The organism is Allobosea sp. Root381 (assembly GCF_001429395.1).
Lineage (GTDB): Bacteria > Pseudomonadota > Alphaproteobacteria > Rhizobiales > Beijerinckiaceae > Allobosea.
Map to the genome: position 1 here is coordinate 1 of NZ_LMJT01000001.1, position 15,185 is coordinate 15,185.

Genomic DNA, 15,185 nt, shown 5'->3' on the forward strand with positions numbered 1-15,185 from the left:
CGTTTCACGCTGACGCGGATAGGGATGGCGATACCGACGCTGCTGATTGTCGCGGTGTCTGTGTTCGTCCTGATCCGCCTGATACCGGGCGACCCGGCCCAGCTGATGCTGGGGGACCTGGCGACGCCGGCGAGCCTGGCCGATCTCAGGGCGCGGCTCGGGCTCGACCAGAGCCTGCCGGTTCAGTTCGGGATCTGGTTCGGCAATGTCCTGACCGGCGATTTCGGTCAGTCGATCTCGTCGCAGCAGGATATCCTGCCGCTGATCGTCTCGCGCTTCTGGATCAGCGCGCAGATCGTGCTGGTCGCGGTTCTGCTGGCGAGCCTGGTCGCGATTCCCGCCGGCGTGATCGCCGCCTGGAAGCAGGATTCGCCCCTCGATATCGGCCTCGTCGCCGTGGCGACGCTCTTGCTCTCGATCCCGACCTTCTGGCTCGGCCTGCTGCTCCTGCTGTTCTTCGGGCTCAAGCTCGGCTGGCTGCCGGTCGTCGGCTATGTCGCGATCGGCGACGATCCCTGGCGCGGCATCCTCTATCTCGTCATGCCGATCATGACGCTGTTCCTGCACGAGATCGGCGTGCTGCTGCGCATGGCCCGGGCCTCGACGCTCGAGGTGCTGCGGCTCGACTACATCACCCATGCCCGCGCCAAGGGCCTCTCGGAGATGGCGGTGCTCTGGCGCCACGCCTTCAAGAACGCCTTCGGCCCGACCTGGACGCTGATCGGCCTGGTGCTCGGCAACCTGCTCGGGGGCATCGCGGTGGTCGAGACCGTCTTCACCATCCCCGGCCTGGGCCGGCTGCTGGTCGATTCGATCTTCGCCCGCGACTACCCGGTGATCCAGGGCTGCATGCTCTTCATCGCCTTCACCTATGTGCTGGTGAACCTCGTGATCGACCTTTGCTATCCGCTCTTCGACCCAAGGGTGACGGCCGAATGAAGCTGCCCCCGCTCAACGCCCTGATCGGCGGCGGCCTGATCGGCACGCTGCTCGTCGTCGCCGGGACCGGCGCGCTCTGGACGCCCTACGATCCCTTGCGCCTGTCCTTCCGCCACAAGCTGGCGCCGCCTTCCGAGCTGTTCTGGCTCGGCACCGACGAGTTCGGCCGCGACGTGCTCTCGCGGCTGATGGCGGGCGCCGCGGCCTCCGTCTGGATCAGCATCCTGACCGTGACGCTGGCGGTCGTGCTCGGCACCCTGATCGGCCTGTTCTCCGGCTATATGCGCGGCTGGACCGACCGGGTCATCATGGCCTTCAACGACGCGCTGCTCGCCTTCCCCGGCATCCTGCTGGCGCTCGGCCTGCTCGCCGTCGTCGGCGCCAACAAATACGGCATCATCGTAGCCCTGGGCATCGCCTACACGCCCTCCGTCGCCCGCGTCGTGCGCGGCACGGTGCTGTCGCTGCGCGAGCGCGAGTTCATCGCCGCCTCGCGGGTGATGGGCAACTCGGAAGGCTTCACCATGGCCCGCCACATCCTGCCGAACTGCATCGCGCCGCTGACGGTGCTGGCGACCTCGATGTTCGGCTATGTGCTGCTGGCCGAGAGCGCCTTGTCCTTCCTCGGCCTCGGCGTGCCGCCGCCGGCCCCGACCTGGGGCAACATGCTCGCCGGTTCCAGGCCCTATATCGGCCAGGCGATGTGGCTCGGCATCTTCCCGGGCCTGTGCATCTCGCTGACGCTGCTCGGCATCAACCTGCTCGGCGACGCCGTGCGCGACAAGCTCGACCCGCGGATGAGGGGTGCGCGATGACCACCCAAAAGCCGCTTCTCGAGGTCAGCGACCTGACGCTGGCCATCCGCGCGACCGGGCGCATCGTCGTCAACCAGGTCGGGTTTACCGTCTCGCCCGGCGAGATCGTCGGCATCGTCGGGGAGTCCGGCTCGGGCAAGACGCTCGCGGCGCGGGCCGTGATGGGCTTCGTCCCGCCGGCGGTCGAGCGCAAGGCCGGCTCGATCCGCTTCGACGGCGAGGAGGTCACGACCATGGCCGACAAGCGCCTGCGGTCGATCCGCGGCGCCCGCGTCGGCATGGTCTTCCAGGAGCCGATGACCTCGCTCAACCCGTCGATGACGATCGGCCGGCAGCTCGAGGAGGGCCTCGCGCTGCACCGCGACCTCGACGCCGCCGGGCGCAAGGCGCTGATCCTCGACATGCTGCGCCGCGTCGGCCTGACCGATCCGGAAGGCGCGCTCGAGGCTTATCCGCACCAGTTCTCCGGCGGCATGCGCCAGCGCATCATGCTGGCCTCGGTGATGCTGCTGAAGCCCGCGCTGCTGCTCGCCGACGAGCCGACCACCGCGCTCGACGCCGTGGTCCAGCGCGACGTCATGGAACTGATGGTCGAGCTGACCCGCGAGAACGGCACCGCCGTGCTGCTGATCTCGCATGATCTCGGCATGGTCGCGCGCTACTGCAGCCGCATCGTCGTGATGTGCCAGGGCGACGTGGTCGAGCAGGGCCAAAGCGAGGAGATCCTCGCCCGGCCGCAGCACCCCTATACCCGCAAGCTGCTGGCGGCGATGCCGCTGCGCGGCCCGGTGCGCAGCTTCGAGACCGGGCCGACCCCGATCGTGGCGGTGCGCGACCTCGTCGTCGACTATCCCGGGCGCCAGCGCTTCTTCCGCAAGAGCCAGCCGAAGCGGGCGCTGCACGGCATCTCGCTCGAGGTGAAGCCCGGCGAGGTCGTCGCCGTGGTCGGCGGCTCGGGCTCGGGCAAGACCACGCTCGGCCAGTCGATCGCCGGCCTCGTCAAGCCGAGCGGCGGCGAGATCCTGTTCGAAGGCAAGGCGATCGCGAAGAGCGAGACGGCGTATTGGGACTACCGGCTGAACTGCCAGATGGTGTTCCAGGACCCCTACTCCTCGCTCGACCCGCGCATGACGATCGGGCAGCTCGTCGCCGAGCCGCTGCGGCTGGTGAAGGGCCTGAGCCGGGCCCAGCGGGCGGCCCGCCTCGCCGAGGTGCTGGCCGAGGTCGGGCTGCAGGACGGTTTTGCCGAGCGCTATCCGCACGAGCTCTCCGGCGGCCAGCGCCAGCGCATCGCCATCGCGCGTGCGATCGTGCGCCGCCCGAGCTTCGTCATCGCCGACGAGCCGGTCTCGGCGCTCGACGTCACCGTCCGCGCCCAGGTGCTCGCGCTCTTCGCCGAGCTGCAGAAGAAGCATGGCTTCTCCTGCCTGTTCATCAGCCACGATCTCGGCGTGGTCGAGCAGGTCGCCGACCGCGTCGTCGTCATGAACGAGGGCCGCATCGTCGAGCAGGGCCCCCGCGACACCATCTTCGACGCACCCCGGCACGACTACACCAAGAAGCTCCTCTCCGCCGTCCCNGTCATGAACGAGGGCCGCATCGTCGAGCAGGGCCCCCGCGACACCATCTTCGACGCACCCCGGCACGACTACACCAAGAAGCTCCTCTCCGCCGTCCCGGGGCTGGAATCCACGCCGGAAGGCGGCGTCAGGCTGTTCTGGAGGCTGGGGGAGCCCGATGGCGAGCGTCATGGTCGGGCTTGACCCGACCATCCCGGCAACCAGTGTCCTCCCGTCACGCGATTCTCGGGTCTTCGCTTCGCTGCGCCCGAGAATGACGATCTTTCATCGAGGCCTAGCACCATGAAAAACGGCATGATCGTCTGCCCGCAGCCCGAGGCCGCTGAGGCCGGCGCGGAGGTTCTGGAGCGCGGCGGCAACGCGGTGGATGCCGCGATCGCCTGCGCCTTCATGCAGGGCGTGGTCGACCCGCTGATGTGCGGCATCGGCGGCTTCGGCTCGATGCAGCTCTACATGCCGGGCCGCGGCGTCCATGAGATCGTCGAGTTCTATGCCAAGGCGTCGCTCTCGGCGACGGCGGACATGTGGGCCGACAAGCTGCTCGGCCAGTCACGCGACGGCTTCGCCTTCCTGCTCGAGGGCGGGATCAGCGAGTTCGGCCATCTCGCCGTCTGCACGCCCGGCAGCGTCAAGGGCTACGACTTCGCGCTGTCGCGCTACGGCACGATGGACTGGGCCGACATCATCGCCCCAGCGATCCGCCAGGCGCGCGAAGGCGTGCTGGTGCGGCCGCACATGCACTGGTTCTGGAGCCAGGACCAGAAGGGTTCGGGCCAGCAGAACACCCCCGACAAGCTGCGTTACAGCGAAACCGGCAAGCGGCTCTATTTCCGCCCCGACGGCAGCGTGAAGCGCGTCGGCGACATCCTGACCAACCCCGACATGGCGAACACGCTGGAGCGGCTCGCCAAGGGCGGCGCCGACCTGTTCTACCATGGCGAGCTCGCCGAAGAGATCGCCGCCGATTTCGCTCGCCATGGCGGGCTGATCTCGCGCGAGGACCTCGCCGCCTACGAGCTCTCGGTGGCAGAGCCGGTCTGGGGCGCTTATCGGGGCAAGCGCATCTCGACCAGCCCGCCGCCGGCGAGCGGCGTGCTGATGCTGCAGATCCTGCAGATGCTCGACCAGTTCGACATCGGCTCGCTGACGCATGGCTCGGCCGAACATGTCCGCCTGCTGGCCGAGGCGATGAAGCGCATGACCATCGACAAGGATCGCTTCATGGGCGACCCGGCCTATGTCGAGGTGCCGGTCGAGCGGCTGCTGTCGACGGAATACGCCGCCGAGCAGGCCGAGGCGATCCGCCGGGGCGAGCGGGCGCAGGTCAAGCGGCTGGAGCAGAAGTCGCAGCGCGAGACCACGCATGTCTCGGTCGTCGACCGGCACGGCAATGCGGTGGCGATGACCCACACCCTCGGCTCGCCATCGGGCGCCATCACCGACGGGCTCGGCTTCATCTACAACGGCACGATGAGCCGCTTCGACCCGCGCCCGGGCCATGCCGCCTCGATCGCGCCGGGCAAACGCCGCGCCTCCTCGGCGGCCCCGACCATCGTCTTCGAGGACGACAAGCCCTTCATCGTGATGGGCGCACCGGGCGGCAGCTACATCGCGCCGGCGATGGCGCAGGGGATCATGAACGTGATCGATTTCGGCATGTCGATGCTCGAGGCCGTCTCAGCGCCGCGCATCGTCGCGGTGTCCGACAGCATCGACATCTCGAACCGCATCCGGCGCAGCGTCTCGGCCGAGCTGTCGGAAATGGGCTACGACATCAAGCGCTCGGCCCAGAGCTACCCCTTCGCGGCGCTGCACGGGATCCAGATCGTCGACGGGCATTGCCATGGCGGTGCCGATCCACAGCGCGACGGCATGGCGATCGGCGTACCCGCCAAGGGGTAACGACATAGCCGCGGAACTCTCGTCGCTGAGCCGTGCCCCGCCAGCACAGCCGGCCGATGACTACGGCCGCTGCGACCTCGGCTGAGCTTTCCGAGCCGCCACGATCAGGGCGCGCGTCATTTGCAGAAGGATCGACGTAGCGTCGCCAGCGGCCAGAATCGGGGAGCTGACGAATGCCCCGTTGACGACCACCGACAACTGGGCGGCAAGGTCGTCGGGCTCGTCGACCTGCAGTCGCTCGGCGATGTCCCGCAGACGGCGGCGTAGTTGCTGCTTGTGGGTTCGGGCCACGATCCGGGCAGGGTGATCCTCGTCGGGAAATTCGGCTGCAACGTTGAGTTGGGGACAGCCGCGATAATTGGGCCGACCAACCCGCTCGCCAATCCACGCCATCTGCGCCTCGAGTTCGGCTTCGCCGTCCTGCCCGTGGCCCGCCGCCACGCGATCCCAGCACGCCCAAAAGTCCTCGTCCTCCCGCTGCAGGAACGCCGCGATGAGGTCGTCCTTCGTTCGAAAGTGACGGTAGAGGCTCGTCTTCGCGATGCCCGCCGCCTCCACGACCAGATCGACACCGACAGCGCGCACGCCCCGGCGGTAGAAGAGGTCCGAGGCGGTCTCGAGGATCCGCTCGCGCATGTCGGCCTGACCTGTGTTCTCGCCAGGCCGGCCCTCCTGCTCTGTCCTCATGTGCAGTCCTCCTCGCATCGACAAGGCTAGCAGGCTCCAGTTTGACGCGCTACAGACCTGTCTGTAACAAAGAGAACAGACAGGTCTGTAGCGCGAGAAAGACATGACTGTTCGGCTTTCGAGGGCAGAGAGCGTCGGGCCGGTGGTTGCGGTCTACGGGGCGGCCGGACATACCGGCCGCTTCGTGGTTCGCGAGCTGTCGCGACGCGGCTTCACGGCCGTCGCGATAGGGCGCGACGCAGCGAAGCTGGCGGCGGCCGACTTCCCCACGGGCGTCAGACAAGTCGTCGCCGCCCTCGACGATCCCGCCTCGCTGGCCCGCGCCCTCGACGAAGCCGCCGCAGTCATAAACTGCGCTGGGCCGTTCCTCGACACGGCCGATCCCCTGGTCTCGGCTGCGTTGCAGGCGCACATCCATTATCTCGACGTGACGGCGGAGCAAGGCAGCGCCCTGGCGACCTTTGCGCGATACGCCCCGACCGCCGAAGAGGCCGGCGTCGCCGTCATCCCCGCCATGGGCTTCTACGGCGGCCTGAGCGACCTCCTGGCGACGGCCGCCATGGGCGACTGGACGCGCGCCGATGAGGTTCGCATCGGGATCGCCCTGGACAGTTGGGAACCGACCGAGGGGACGCGCGTCACAGGGCGGCGCAACACAGCCCGTCGCGTGACGATCTCCCAGGGAAAGCTGCAGCCGCTGGCCGATCCGGCCCCCAACGCCGTCTGGCCGTTCGCAGAACCTTTCGGCGCGCAAGAGATGGTCGAGCTGCCGTTCACCGAGGCCATCCTGATCGGACGCCATCTTCAGGTGTCCGAACTCCACACCTATTTGAACACGGCACCGCTACGCGATCTTCGGGACGCCACCACCCCTCCCCCGGTCGCGGCTGACGCGTCCGGACGCTCGGCGCAGACATTCCTCGTCGAGGTCGAAATCCGCCAGGGAAGCAGCGTGCGCCGGGCGGCGGCCCGCGGACGAGACATCTACGCAGTCACCGCGCCTCTGGTGGTCGAAGCCGTCGAGAGAGTCTTGAACGACGCGAGAGCGCAGGGCGGCGTCTTCGCTCCAGGCGCGCTTTTCGACGCCCAAGGCTTCCTGGCGGCGCTCGCCCCCGATGTCCTGTCCTGATCACGGATTGCCGCCCGATCAGAGAGCCCGTAGCGCACGGCCTCGAATGTCTGTGAGCCACCTGCCTTTTGATAGATGCGATCCGGCCGCGCCATCGCACGAAGCTGGCCCGCCGCCGCGCCTGCAATTTCACTTGCGAGCATCGGCGAACGAGCTTGGAGGCCCGCTTCGAAGCAGGCCTCCTCGTGCCGCGAGCCTTGCGACTAGGCGCTCGCCCTGAGCGATCGCGCGGCCTGCACCATGTTCACCAGGGCAGGCCGGACCTCTTCCCATTTGCGCGTCTTCAGGCCGCAATCCGGATTGACCCAGAGCTGCTCATCCTTGAGCCGCTGACGGGCAAGTTTCAGCAGTTCGATCATCTCGGCGATATCCGGCACGCGCGGCGAGTGAATGTCGTAGACGCCGGGGCCGATCTCGTTCGGGTATTTGTAGCTGCGGAAAGCCTCCAGAAGCTCCATTTTCGAACGCGAGGTCTCGATCGAGATGACGTCGGCGTCCATCGCAGCGATGGCGTCGATGATCTGGTTGAACTCGGAATAGCACATATGCGTGTGCACCTGCGTCTGGTCGGCGACGCCGGAGGCGCAGATGCGGAAGCTTTCGACTGCCCAGTCGAGATAATGCTTCCAGTCGCCCTTGCGCAGCGGCAGCCCCTCGCGGAGCGCCGCCTCGTCGATCTGGATCATCGCCGCGCCGGCCTGCTCGAGGTCGATGACCTCGTCGCGGATCGCCAGCGCGATCTGCTTGGAGGCCTCGCTGCGAGGCAGGTCGTCGCGCACGAAGGACCAGTTGAGGATCGTGACCGGGCCGGTCAGCATCGCCTTCATCGGCTTGTCCGTCAGCGACTGCGCATAGCGCCACCATTCCACCGTCATCGGCTTTGGACGCGAGACGTCGCCGAACAAGATCGGCGGGCGGACGCAGCGCGAGCCGTAGCTCTGCACCCAGCCGCCGCGCGTGAAGGCGAAGCCGGCGAGCTGCTCGCCGAAATACTGCACCATGTCGTTGCGCTCGAACTCGCCATGGACGAGCACGTCGAGGCCGATCTCCTCCTGCCAGCGCACGGCGCGGGCAGTCTCCTCGCGCAGGAACTGCTCATATTCGGCATGGCCGAGCTGCCCCTTGTCATGGGCGGCGCGGGCCTTGCGGACCTTGGGCGTCTGCGGGAAGGAGCCGATCGTCGTGGTTGGAAAGGCCGGCAGCTTGAAGCGGGCACGCTGCACCTTGGATCGCTCGCCGAAGCCGCTCTTGCGGCGGGCGAAGACCTCGGTGACCTGCGCCATGCGCGCGGCGACGGCCTTGTCGTTCACCTTCGGCGACGCCTTGCGCGCGGCTGCCGAGGCGGTCGAGGCCGCGAGCTTGTCTTTCACGCTGTCGCGTCCACCGCCGAGCGCGCGCCCGAGCGTCGCGAGTTCGTCCATCTTCTGAACGGCGAAGGCGAGCCAGCCCTTCACTTCCGGATCAAGGTTCGCTTCCAGTTCCAGATCGATCGGGCTGTGCAGCATCGAGCAGGATGGCGCGATCTGGACATGGTCGGTGCCGCGCTTGGCTGCGACGGGCTCGATCCACGCCAGCACCTTCTCCAAGTCGGTGCGCCAGATGTTGCGGCCGTCGACGACGCCGAGCGAGAGTACGAGGCCGCGCGGCGCCTTCGCCAGAACCGGTTCGAGCTGCTCGGGCGCGCGGACGAGATCGAGATGCAGGCCCGCGACGGGCAGAGCGAGCGCGGTGTCGAGATTGTCGCCGAGCGCGCCGAAATAGGTCGCCAGCATGATCTTGAGCTGCGGCAGCGCGTGCGCGATCGTCGCATAGCTCCGGCGCAGCGCCTCGTGGGCAGCTTCATCGAGGTCGAGCACGAGGCAAGGCTCGTCGATCTGCACCCATTCGGCACCGTTGGCCGAGAGCCGGCGCAGGACATCGACATAGACCGGCAGCAGCTCGCCCAGCAGCGAGAGCGGATCGAAGGACGGGTCCTTGGCCTTGCCGAGCTTGAGGAAGGTGACCGGACCGAGCAGGACGGGGCGCGTCTCGTATCCCAGCGCCTTTGCCTCCCGGTATTCCTCGACCGGCTTCAGCGAGGACAGCTCGAAGCTCTGCCCAGCCTCCAATTCCGGAACCATGTAGTGGTAGTTCGTGTCGAACCACTTGGTCATCTCCTGGGCGGGGACGCCATGGGAATGCTCGTGGGCATGATGGGCATGGCCGCAGGAGGTGTGCGGCGCGGTCTCACCTTGCGAACCACGGGCCATAGCGAAGTAAGTGCCCAGCGGAACCGGCCCGCCCTTCCAGCCATAGATCTTCGGAATCGCACCGACCATGACGCTGGTGTCCAGCACCTGATCGTAGAAGGAGAAGTCGTTGGACGGGATCACTGTGATCCCCTGAGCCTTCTGGCGTGCCCAGTTGACGGCGCGCAGGGCGGCGGCGGTTTCGAGGAGAGACTTCTCGTCGGATTTTCCGGCCCAGAAGCCTTCGAGCGCGGTCTTGAGTTCGCGCCGGGGGCCGATACGTGGCGTGCCGAGAGCGGCAACGGAGATTGTTTGAGACATAGGCTTAACCCCAAAATTGGGGGCAAAGGCCAAAGCGGACGCGGGACGAGGACCAGCCGGATGGAGTCCGGGCGGTAACGCCAAGCGCACCACCGGGACACCCCGCCCGAGGACGTTCATGCTGTCGGGGCAGGTCTCCTGGCTCACGGGTCGTCGTCCGTAGCCCGTCTTCCCAAGGCCGATCGGCCTCAGTGACATCGTTGGGCAACGAACTCGCCGCTTACAGTTGCGGGGGCAGCGCCGGTGTTACACCGGCTTCCCTCTTAGCTCCGGAGCAGCAAGCCACCCCGGAGAACCACGACACTGGCATTATGACCATGATCGCGCGGTCGTCAATGGAGATATAAAGACATCCTTATGTCTCTATGTTTGATCTTTGCGAGCTATTGAGCGGAAGCGCTGTGCGGACGCCGCTGACTCCGTGGATGCAATCCTGACGGACAATGGCGAAGCCCTTGCCTTCGGGGGCGGAAGAAGACCTCAAAAGTCTCGAAACAGCGCATTCAAGAGCTTTTCGACAAATGCGGGCTTGCATCGGTCCGGGTCGAAGACGGCTGTCAAGGTCGCGCCTTGCGCGACGATATCCGAGAAGGGCGCAGCGAGCCGGCCTTGCTCGATGAGATCGGTCAGGACGACGGGCGGCGCGATGATGCTACCCTGGCCCGCCATGGCCGCCTGAGCCGCGATGTAGAAGTGCGGCGTCGTGCGGATGACCGCCGGCTTTTCGATGCCGGCGGCTTCGAGCCAGCTCTCGAGTTCGCCGCTGCGGGTATCCGCCACGAAGACTGTTTCGGCCGACACTCCGGCCGGTCCCGCTTTCCGCATCGCCTCCGCGCGGTCGGGGCGGGCGAGCAAGGTCAGTCGCTCTACGCCGATCTCGCGCTGCTGCCAGCCTTCGGGCCTCCACGCGTTGCGGAGTATGGCGATGTCGAACTGCGCCTGCTGCCAGTCGTCGGTGCTGTGCAGCGCCGAGACGCGTATGGCACGCCCTCCGGCCGCCACCTCCGCATCCACCAGCCGCGGCATGATCCAGTGCACCGATAGCGTCGCATTCGCAGCCAGGGTCAGGACGCGCTGCTGCCCTTTCTCCGACGCGGCCTCCCAGCCGACGCGGATCTGCTGCAGGCCCGCACCGATAGCCTGAGCAAGTTCGGATGCCAGCGCCGTCGGGCGCAGACGGTGCCCCTTCTCGAACAACGGCTCGTCGATCGCCTCCTGCAGCTGCCCGAGCTGCTTGCTGATGGCGCCGGGTGTCACACAGAGTTCATCCGCGGCTGCAACGATATTGCCGGTGCGCACGACAGCCTCGAAAGTCGCAAGCGCCCGCAAAGAAGGTAAATGCGACATAGAATGTGACCTCACCTCAAATCAACGCGAATATAAGTCGCTTTCATGTTCGCGTAAATAAGAAGATACGATCTTGGCAGAAACGAAAAGCCAAGAGAACTCATAAATATCATGTCAATTCTCATTAATAGCCGCGCTTATTACGTACCAAATTCGCCGATTGTTGTGATCTGCTACGATGGAATGGACCCATCTTACCTTGCGGATGCGGCGATAAGGGGTATTTCCCCGCACCTCTCCGCCATGGCCGAGCGCGGCTTTTACGGCAGCGCGCATTCCGCGATGCCGAGCTTCACCAACCCAAACAACGTCTCCATCGTCTGCGGCGCACCGCCCAGCGTGCACGGGGTCTCAGGCAACTATTGGTATGACCGTGAGACCGGTGAGGAGGTCATGATGACCGATGCCGGGCCGCTCGGCGCGCCGACGATCCTGGCCGGACTTTCCGAGGCGGGCGTGAAGGTCGCCGCCGTCACGGCGAAGGACAAGCTGCGCAAGGCGCTCGCCGTCGGCCTGGCTGGCGAGGGGCGGCGGGGCATCGCCTTCTCGGCCGAGAAGGCTTCGACCTGCACCCTGACTGAACATGGAATCTTGGGCGAGGAGGCCCAGGCGGGCCGGCCGATCCCGGACCAGTACTCGCCGGACCTCTCGCTGTTCGTGCTCGATGCGGGGCTCCGCCTTCTGCAGAGCGGCCGGGCGCAGGTCCTCTACCTCTCGCTGTCGGACTTCGTCCAGCATGCGCATGCGCCGGGCGCCCCGGAATCAGATGCCTTCATCCGCGCCGTCGATGCGCGCGTCGGGGCGTTCATCGACGCCGGCGCGACGGTCGGCATCGTCGCCGATCACGGCATGACCGATCTCTCTCTCGCCGACGGCTCGCCGAACATCCTGTATCTCGGCGACCGGCTGGATGCGCGCTACGGCGCCGGCACGACGCGGGTCATCTGCCCGATCACCGACCCCTTCGTGCGCCATCACGGCGCGCTGGGCGGCTTCGTCCGTGTCCACATCCTGTCCGCGCTGGATCATGGCGAGGTCCGCGACTTCCTGGCCGGCCTGCCGGGCGTCCAGCATGCGCTGCTGCGCGACGAGGTTTGCCGCCGCTTCGACCTGCCGATGGAGCGGGAGGGCGACGTCGCCGTCATCGCCGGCAAGGGGGTCGCGCTCGGCACCCGTCAGGGCGCGCATGCGCTCGGCGAGCTCGCGGGCGCGCGGCTGCGCTCTCACGGAAGCCTCGCCGAACGCGACGTGCCCTTTCTCGTCTCGCATCCGCTGAACGCGACCTATCGGCAGAAGGCGCGGAGCCAGCAGCTCCACAACTACGACATCTTCGATTTCGTGCTGAACGGCACGCGTCGCGAGGAGGCCTGAGCCATGACCGCGCAACGACGTGCCGTCGTCCTCATGCTCGACGGCCTGCGCCGGGATTTCGTCACACCGGCGCTGATGCCGAGGCTCGCCGCATTCCGCGAGCAGGCGAGCTGGTGCGAGCAGCACCGCTCGGTCTTTCCCTCGGTGACGCGCGTCGTCTCGTCGAGCGTGGCGACGGGGTGCCGGCCATCCAGGCACGGGCTCGCGGGCAACACCATCGCGATGGCGGAGAACGGCACGCTCGCGCTGTTCGACGCCGGCAAGCCGGAGTTCATTACGCATAAGCAGCGCCTCACCGGCGCGGCGCTCGCCATGCCGACGCTGGCCGAGCGCCTCGCTCCTCTGGGCGGTGTCGTGATCTACAACAATGTCTCGCCGGGCGCGGCCTATCTGCATGATCCGCTCGGCCACGGCCATGTCTATCACCGGGCCGGCAGCTTCGGGCCGGGACGTGAGCCGATCACCGGCGAAGCCGCGCTGACGATCGCCGGCGACCTCGATGGCGACGCGGCCCTCGTCCGGCGCTTCGTCGCGGAAGCGATCGACGAAGGACGCCCGGCGCTCGCCTTGGCCTGGCTCGGCCATCCCGACACGACCCAGCATGACTGCGCGCTCGGATCTCCCCTGCACCATGACGCGCTGCGCTGGGCCGATGCCTATGCCGGTGCGGTCATCGATGCGGTGGCGGCGGCGCGCAGGCGCGGCGAGGACATCCTGCTGCTGATCGGCTCCGACCACGGCCACCAGACCGTCTCGGGCGTGGTCGACATCGCCGGTGAGCTCATCGAGGCCGGCCTCAAGGACGCCCCCGATTCGACCGATGTCGTGGTCGCGCCCAACGGGACTGCCGCACTGATCTATGTCGCCGACGGGCAGCAGGGCCGCATTAAGCGGCTCGGCACCTATCTTGAGGGTCGGCCCTGGGTCGGCCGCCTGATCGCACCCGCCGACTTCGCGGAATTCGGTGTGCCGGCCAGCGAAGACCTCGCCTTCGCCGTGGCGATGGCCGCCGATGACGAGGCGGTCAACGAATACGGCGTACCCGGCCTCAGCCTCGCGGCCAAGCCGGCCGGCGGCAAGGCCGACCGGCTCGGCTGCGGCCAGCATGGCGGGCTCGGGCGCTACGAGCAATCGCCGGTCCTGATGCTGGACGGTGCCGGTTTCGCGCCCGGCACCACGATCGCCGAGGCGACGTCGGCGATCGATCTCGCCCCGACGCTCCTCGCCTTTCTCGGACATCCCGCGGCCGGCCTCGACGGCCGTCCGCTGCAGCTTCGCCCCTGACCCACCACCACGATCGGACACGCAGACCATGACCCGATTCACCACCCATCGCGGCCTCGACCGCCGCAACCTCCTCGTCGGCGGAACGAGCCTCGCCGCAGCCCTCGCCGTCCTGCCCGCCGGGGCCTTTGGCCAGGCCGCCCGCAAGGGCGTGCTGAAATACGCCACGCTCGGCCTCGACACCTCCGACCCGCATCGCCACACCGGCAGCATCGCGGTGCAGCAATGCTATGCCGAGACGCTGACCTCGATCGCGGCCGACGGCTCGGTGGAGCCGTTCCTGGCCGAGAGCTTCGAGATGACGCCGGACGGGCTGACCTACCGGTTCAAGCTCAGGCCGAACGTCAAGTTCCACAACGGCGATACGATGACCGCGGCGGACGTCGCCGCCAATTTCGAGCGCGTCAAGACCAAGGTGAAGGGCGGCTGGCTCGTCTCCGCGATGAAGCGCGTGACCAAGCTGGAGACGCCGGATGCGACCACGCTGAGCGTGACGCTGCAGGAGCCCTATGCGCCCTTCCTCAACCTGCTCTCCGAGCTCTGGGTTCTCTCGCCGAAATCCGAAGGCTGGGACGAGACGATCAAGACGCCGGTCGGCACCGGGCCCTTCACCTTTGGCACCTGGCAGCCCAAGGTGAAGCTCGTCGCCCCCGCTTTCGCCGACTACTGGAAGAGCGGCGCACCGAAGCTCGAGGCGGTCGAGTTCGACCTGCGCGACGGCATCGACAAGAGCCTCGCCCTGCGTGCCGGCGACATGCACATCATCAGCGCCGAGCGCGAGGCGGCGGAAGGCCTGGAGAAGGCCGGCGCCGCGACCATCGCAGGACTGAAGGACACGACCTGGTATTTCGTCGCCTTCAACAATCGCAAGCCGCGCAAGCCCTTCGACGACGTCCGCGTGCGCAAGGCGCTGGCGCTGGCCGTCGACAAGGCCGCCTTCATGAACTTCGTCGGCGGCGCCAAGGGCGTCGTGACCAACCAGATCGTCGCGCCCGGAAACGTCTATTTCGACCAAAAGAGCCATGACGGCGACGCCTTCCGCAAGCCCGATCTCGACCAGGCGCGGAAGCTGCTCACTGAAGCCGGCGTAAAGCCTGCCGAGCATACGATCGAGTTCGTCTCCTGGCAGGAGCCCTATGCGCAGGTCGTCGTCCAGATGGTGCGCAAGCTCGGCTTCAAGGTGAACCATGTCGCGCTCGACGATATCGGCGCCCAGAAGCGCCTCGGCCAGTACGACTGGGACATGAATGCGATGGCGTCGGGCCCGCGCTCCGACATCTTCCTGCGCTATGTCCGGCTGATGAGCGACGGCCCGAATCCGGTGCTCTGGGGCGGCATCCAGGACCCCGAGCTCGACAAGCTGATCGAGGAGGCCGTCAAGGAGCCCGACGCCGCCGACCGCAAGGCGACCTATCTCAAGGCTTCCCAGCGCGTCATCGACCAGGGCTATTTCTACGTGCTGGGCCATGCCCCGAGCCTGATCGCGATCCGCAAGGGCGTGAAGGGCTACGACCCCGGCTTCACCTGGGCCTGCCACTGGGCGAGCGGCGGCATCGCCCATACCACGCTCGACGCCTGAGCG

General features: G+C 67.3%; 11 protein-coding genes, 1 pseudogene and 1 riboswitch. Of the genes and pseudogenes, 9 read left to right on the forward strand and 3 right to left on the reverse strand.

Going from position 1 to position 15,185, the window contains the following annotated elements; genetic code table 11:
• The 5 genes and pseudogenes from ASE63_RS00005 to ggt form a co-directional block, all read left to right on the forward strand.
• Window positions 1-939: ABC transporter permease (locus tag ASE63_RS00005; RefSeq protein ID WP_244491231.1), on the forward strand; the 939-nt coding region annotated here is incomplete at its 5' end.
• Complete coding sequence (locus ASE63_RS00010; protein ID WP_056794717.1) at window positions 936-1,754, forward strand: ABC transporter permease; 819 nt, start codon at window positions 936-938, stop codon at window positions 1,752-1,754. The genes ASE63_RS00005 and ASE63_RS00010, both read left to right, overlap by 4 nt.
• The coding region (locus ASE63_RS00015) for an ABC transporter ATP-binding protein (protein ID WP_244491232.1) at window positions 1,751-3,333 on the forward strand (1,583 nt) is incomplete at its 3' end. The genes ASE63_RS00010 and ASE63_RS00015, both read left to right, overlap by 4 nt.
• 1 nt (window position 3,334) lies before the next feature.
• A pseudogene (locus ASE63_RS28160) lies at window positions 3,335-3,517 on the forward strand (peptide ABC transporter ATP-binding protein); the annotation flags it as partial.
• 99 nt (window positions 3,518-3,616) lie between these two features.
• Window positions 3,617-5,236 carry a gamma-glutamyltransferase gene (gene ggt / locus ASE63_RS00020; protein ID WP_056794722.1) on the forward strand — a complete coding sequence of 540 codons (1,620 nt, stop codon included), beginning with the start codon at window positions 3,617-3,619 and terminating at the stop codon, window positions 5,234-5,236.
• Between the two features lie 60 nt (window positions 5,237-5,296).
• On the opposite strand, the gene ASE63_RS00025 is transcribed toward ggt, so the two are convergent.
• The gene (locus ASE63_RS00025) at window positions 5,297-5,923 is read right to left on the reverse strand and encodes a TetR/AcrR family transcriptional regulator (protein ID WP_056794725.1); all 627 of its coding nucleotides are present in this window, start codon (window positions 5,921-5,923) and stop codon (window positions 5,297-5,299) included.
• Between the two features lie 142 nt (window positions 5,924-6,065).
• Here ASE63_RS00025 and ASE63_RS00030 point away from each other — a divergent pair, with 142 nt between their 5' ends.
• The gene (locus ASE63_RS00030; protein WP_348271329.1) at window positions 6,066-7,052 is read left to right on the forward strand and encodes a saccharopine dehydrogenase NADP-binding domain-containing protein; all 987 of its coding nucleotides are present in this window, start codon (window positions 6,066-6,068) and stop codon (window positions 7,050-7,052) included.
• Between the two features lie 203 nt (window positions 7,053-7,255).
• On the opposite strand, the gene metE is transcribed toward ASE63_RS00030, so the two are convergent.
• Together metE and ASE63_RS00040 are read right to left on the reverse strand one after the other, a co-directional pair.
• Complete coding sequence (gene metE, locus ASE63_RS00035) at window positions 7,256-9,601, reverse strand: 5-methyltetrahydropteroyltriglutamate--homocysteine S-methyltransferase (protein ID WP_056794730.1); 2,346 nt, start codon at window positions 9,599-9,601, stop codon at window positions 7,256-7,258.
• Between the two features lie 110 nt (window positions 9,602-9,711).
• A riboswitch (cobalamin riboswitch) is annotated at window positions 9,712-9,916 on the reverse strand.
• A 165-nt stretch (window positions 9,917-10,081) separates the two neighbouring features.
• Window positions 10,082-10,948 (reverse strand): LysR substrate-binding domain-containing protein, encoded by an 867-nt coding sequence (locus tag ASE63_RS00040; protein ID WP_082609516.1) that lies wholly within the window; start codon window positions 10,946-10,948, stop codon window positions 10,082-10,084.
• 111 nt (window positions 10,949-11,059) lie between these two features.
• Here ASE63_RS00040 and phnA point away from each other — a divergent pair, with 111 nt between their 5' ends.
• From phnA to ASE63_RS00055, 3 genes are read left to right on the forward strand one after another with little or no spacing between them, the layout of a single operon-like run.
• Window positions 11,060-12,319 (forward strand): phosphonoacetate hydrolase, encoded by a 1,260-nt coding sequence (phnA, locus tag ASE63_RS00045; protein ID WP_056794736.1) that lies wholly within the window; start codon window positions 11,060-11,062, stop codon window positions 12,317-12,319.
• A gap of 3 nt (window positions 12,320-12,322) precedes the next feature.
• Window positions 12,323-13,603 (forward strand): alkaline phosphatase family protein, encoded by a 1,281-nt coding sequence (locus ASE63_RS00050; RefSeq protein WP_056794739.1) that lies wholly within the window; start codon window positions 12,323-12,325, stop codon window positions 13,601-13,603.
• 28 nt (window positions 13,604-13,631) lie between these two features.
• Window positions 13,632-15,182 carry an ABC transporter substrate-binding protein gene (locus tag ASE63_RS00055; protein WP_056794741.1) on the forward strand — a complete coding sequence of 517 codons (1,551 nt, stop codon included), beginning with the start codon at window positions 13,632-13,634 and terminating at the stop codon, window positions 15,180-15,182.
• The last annotated feature ends 3 nt before the right edge of the window (window positions 15,183-15,185 follow it).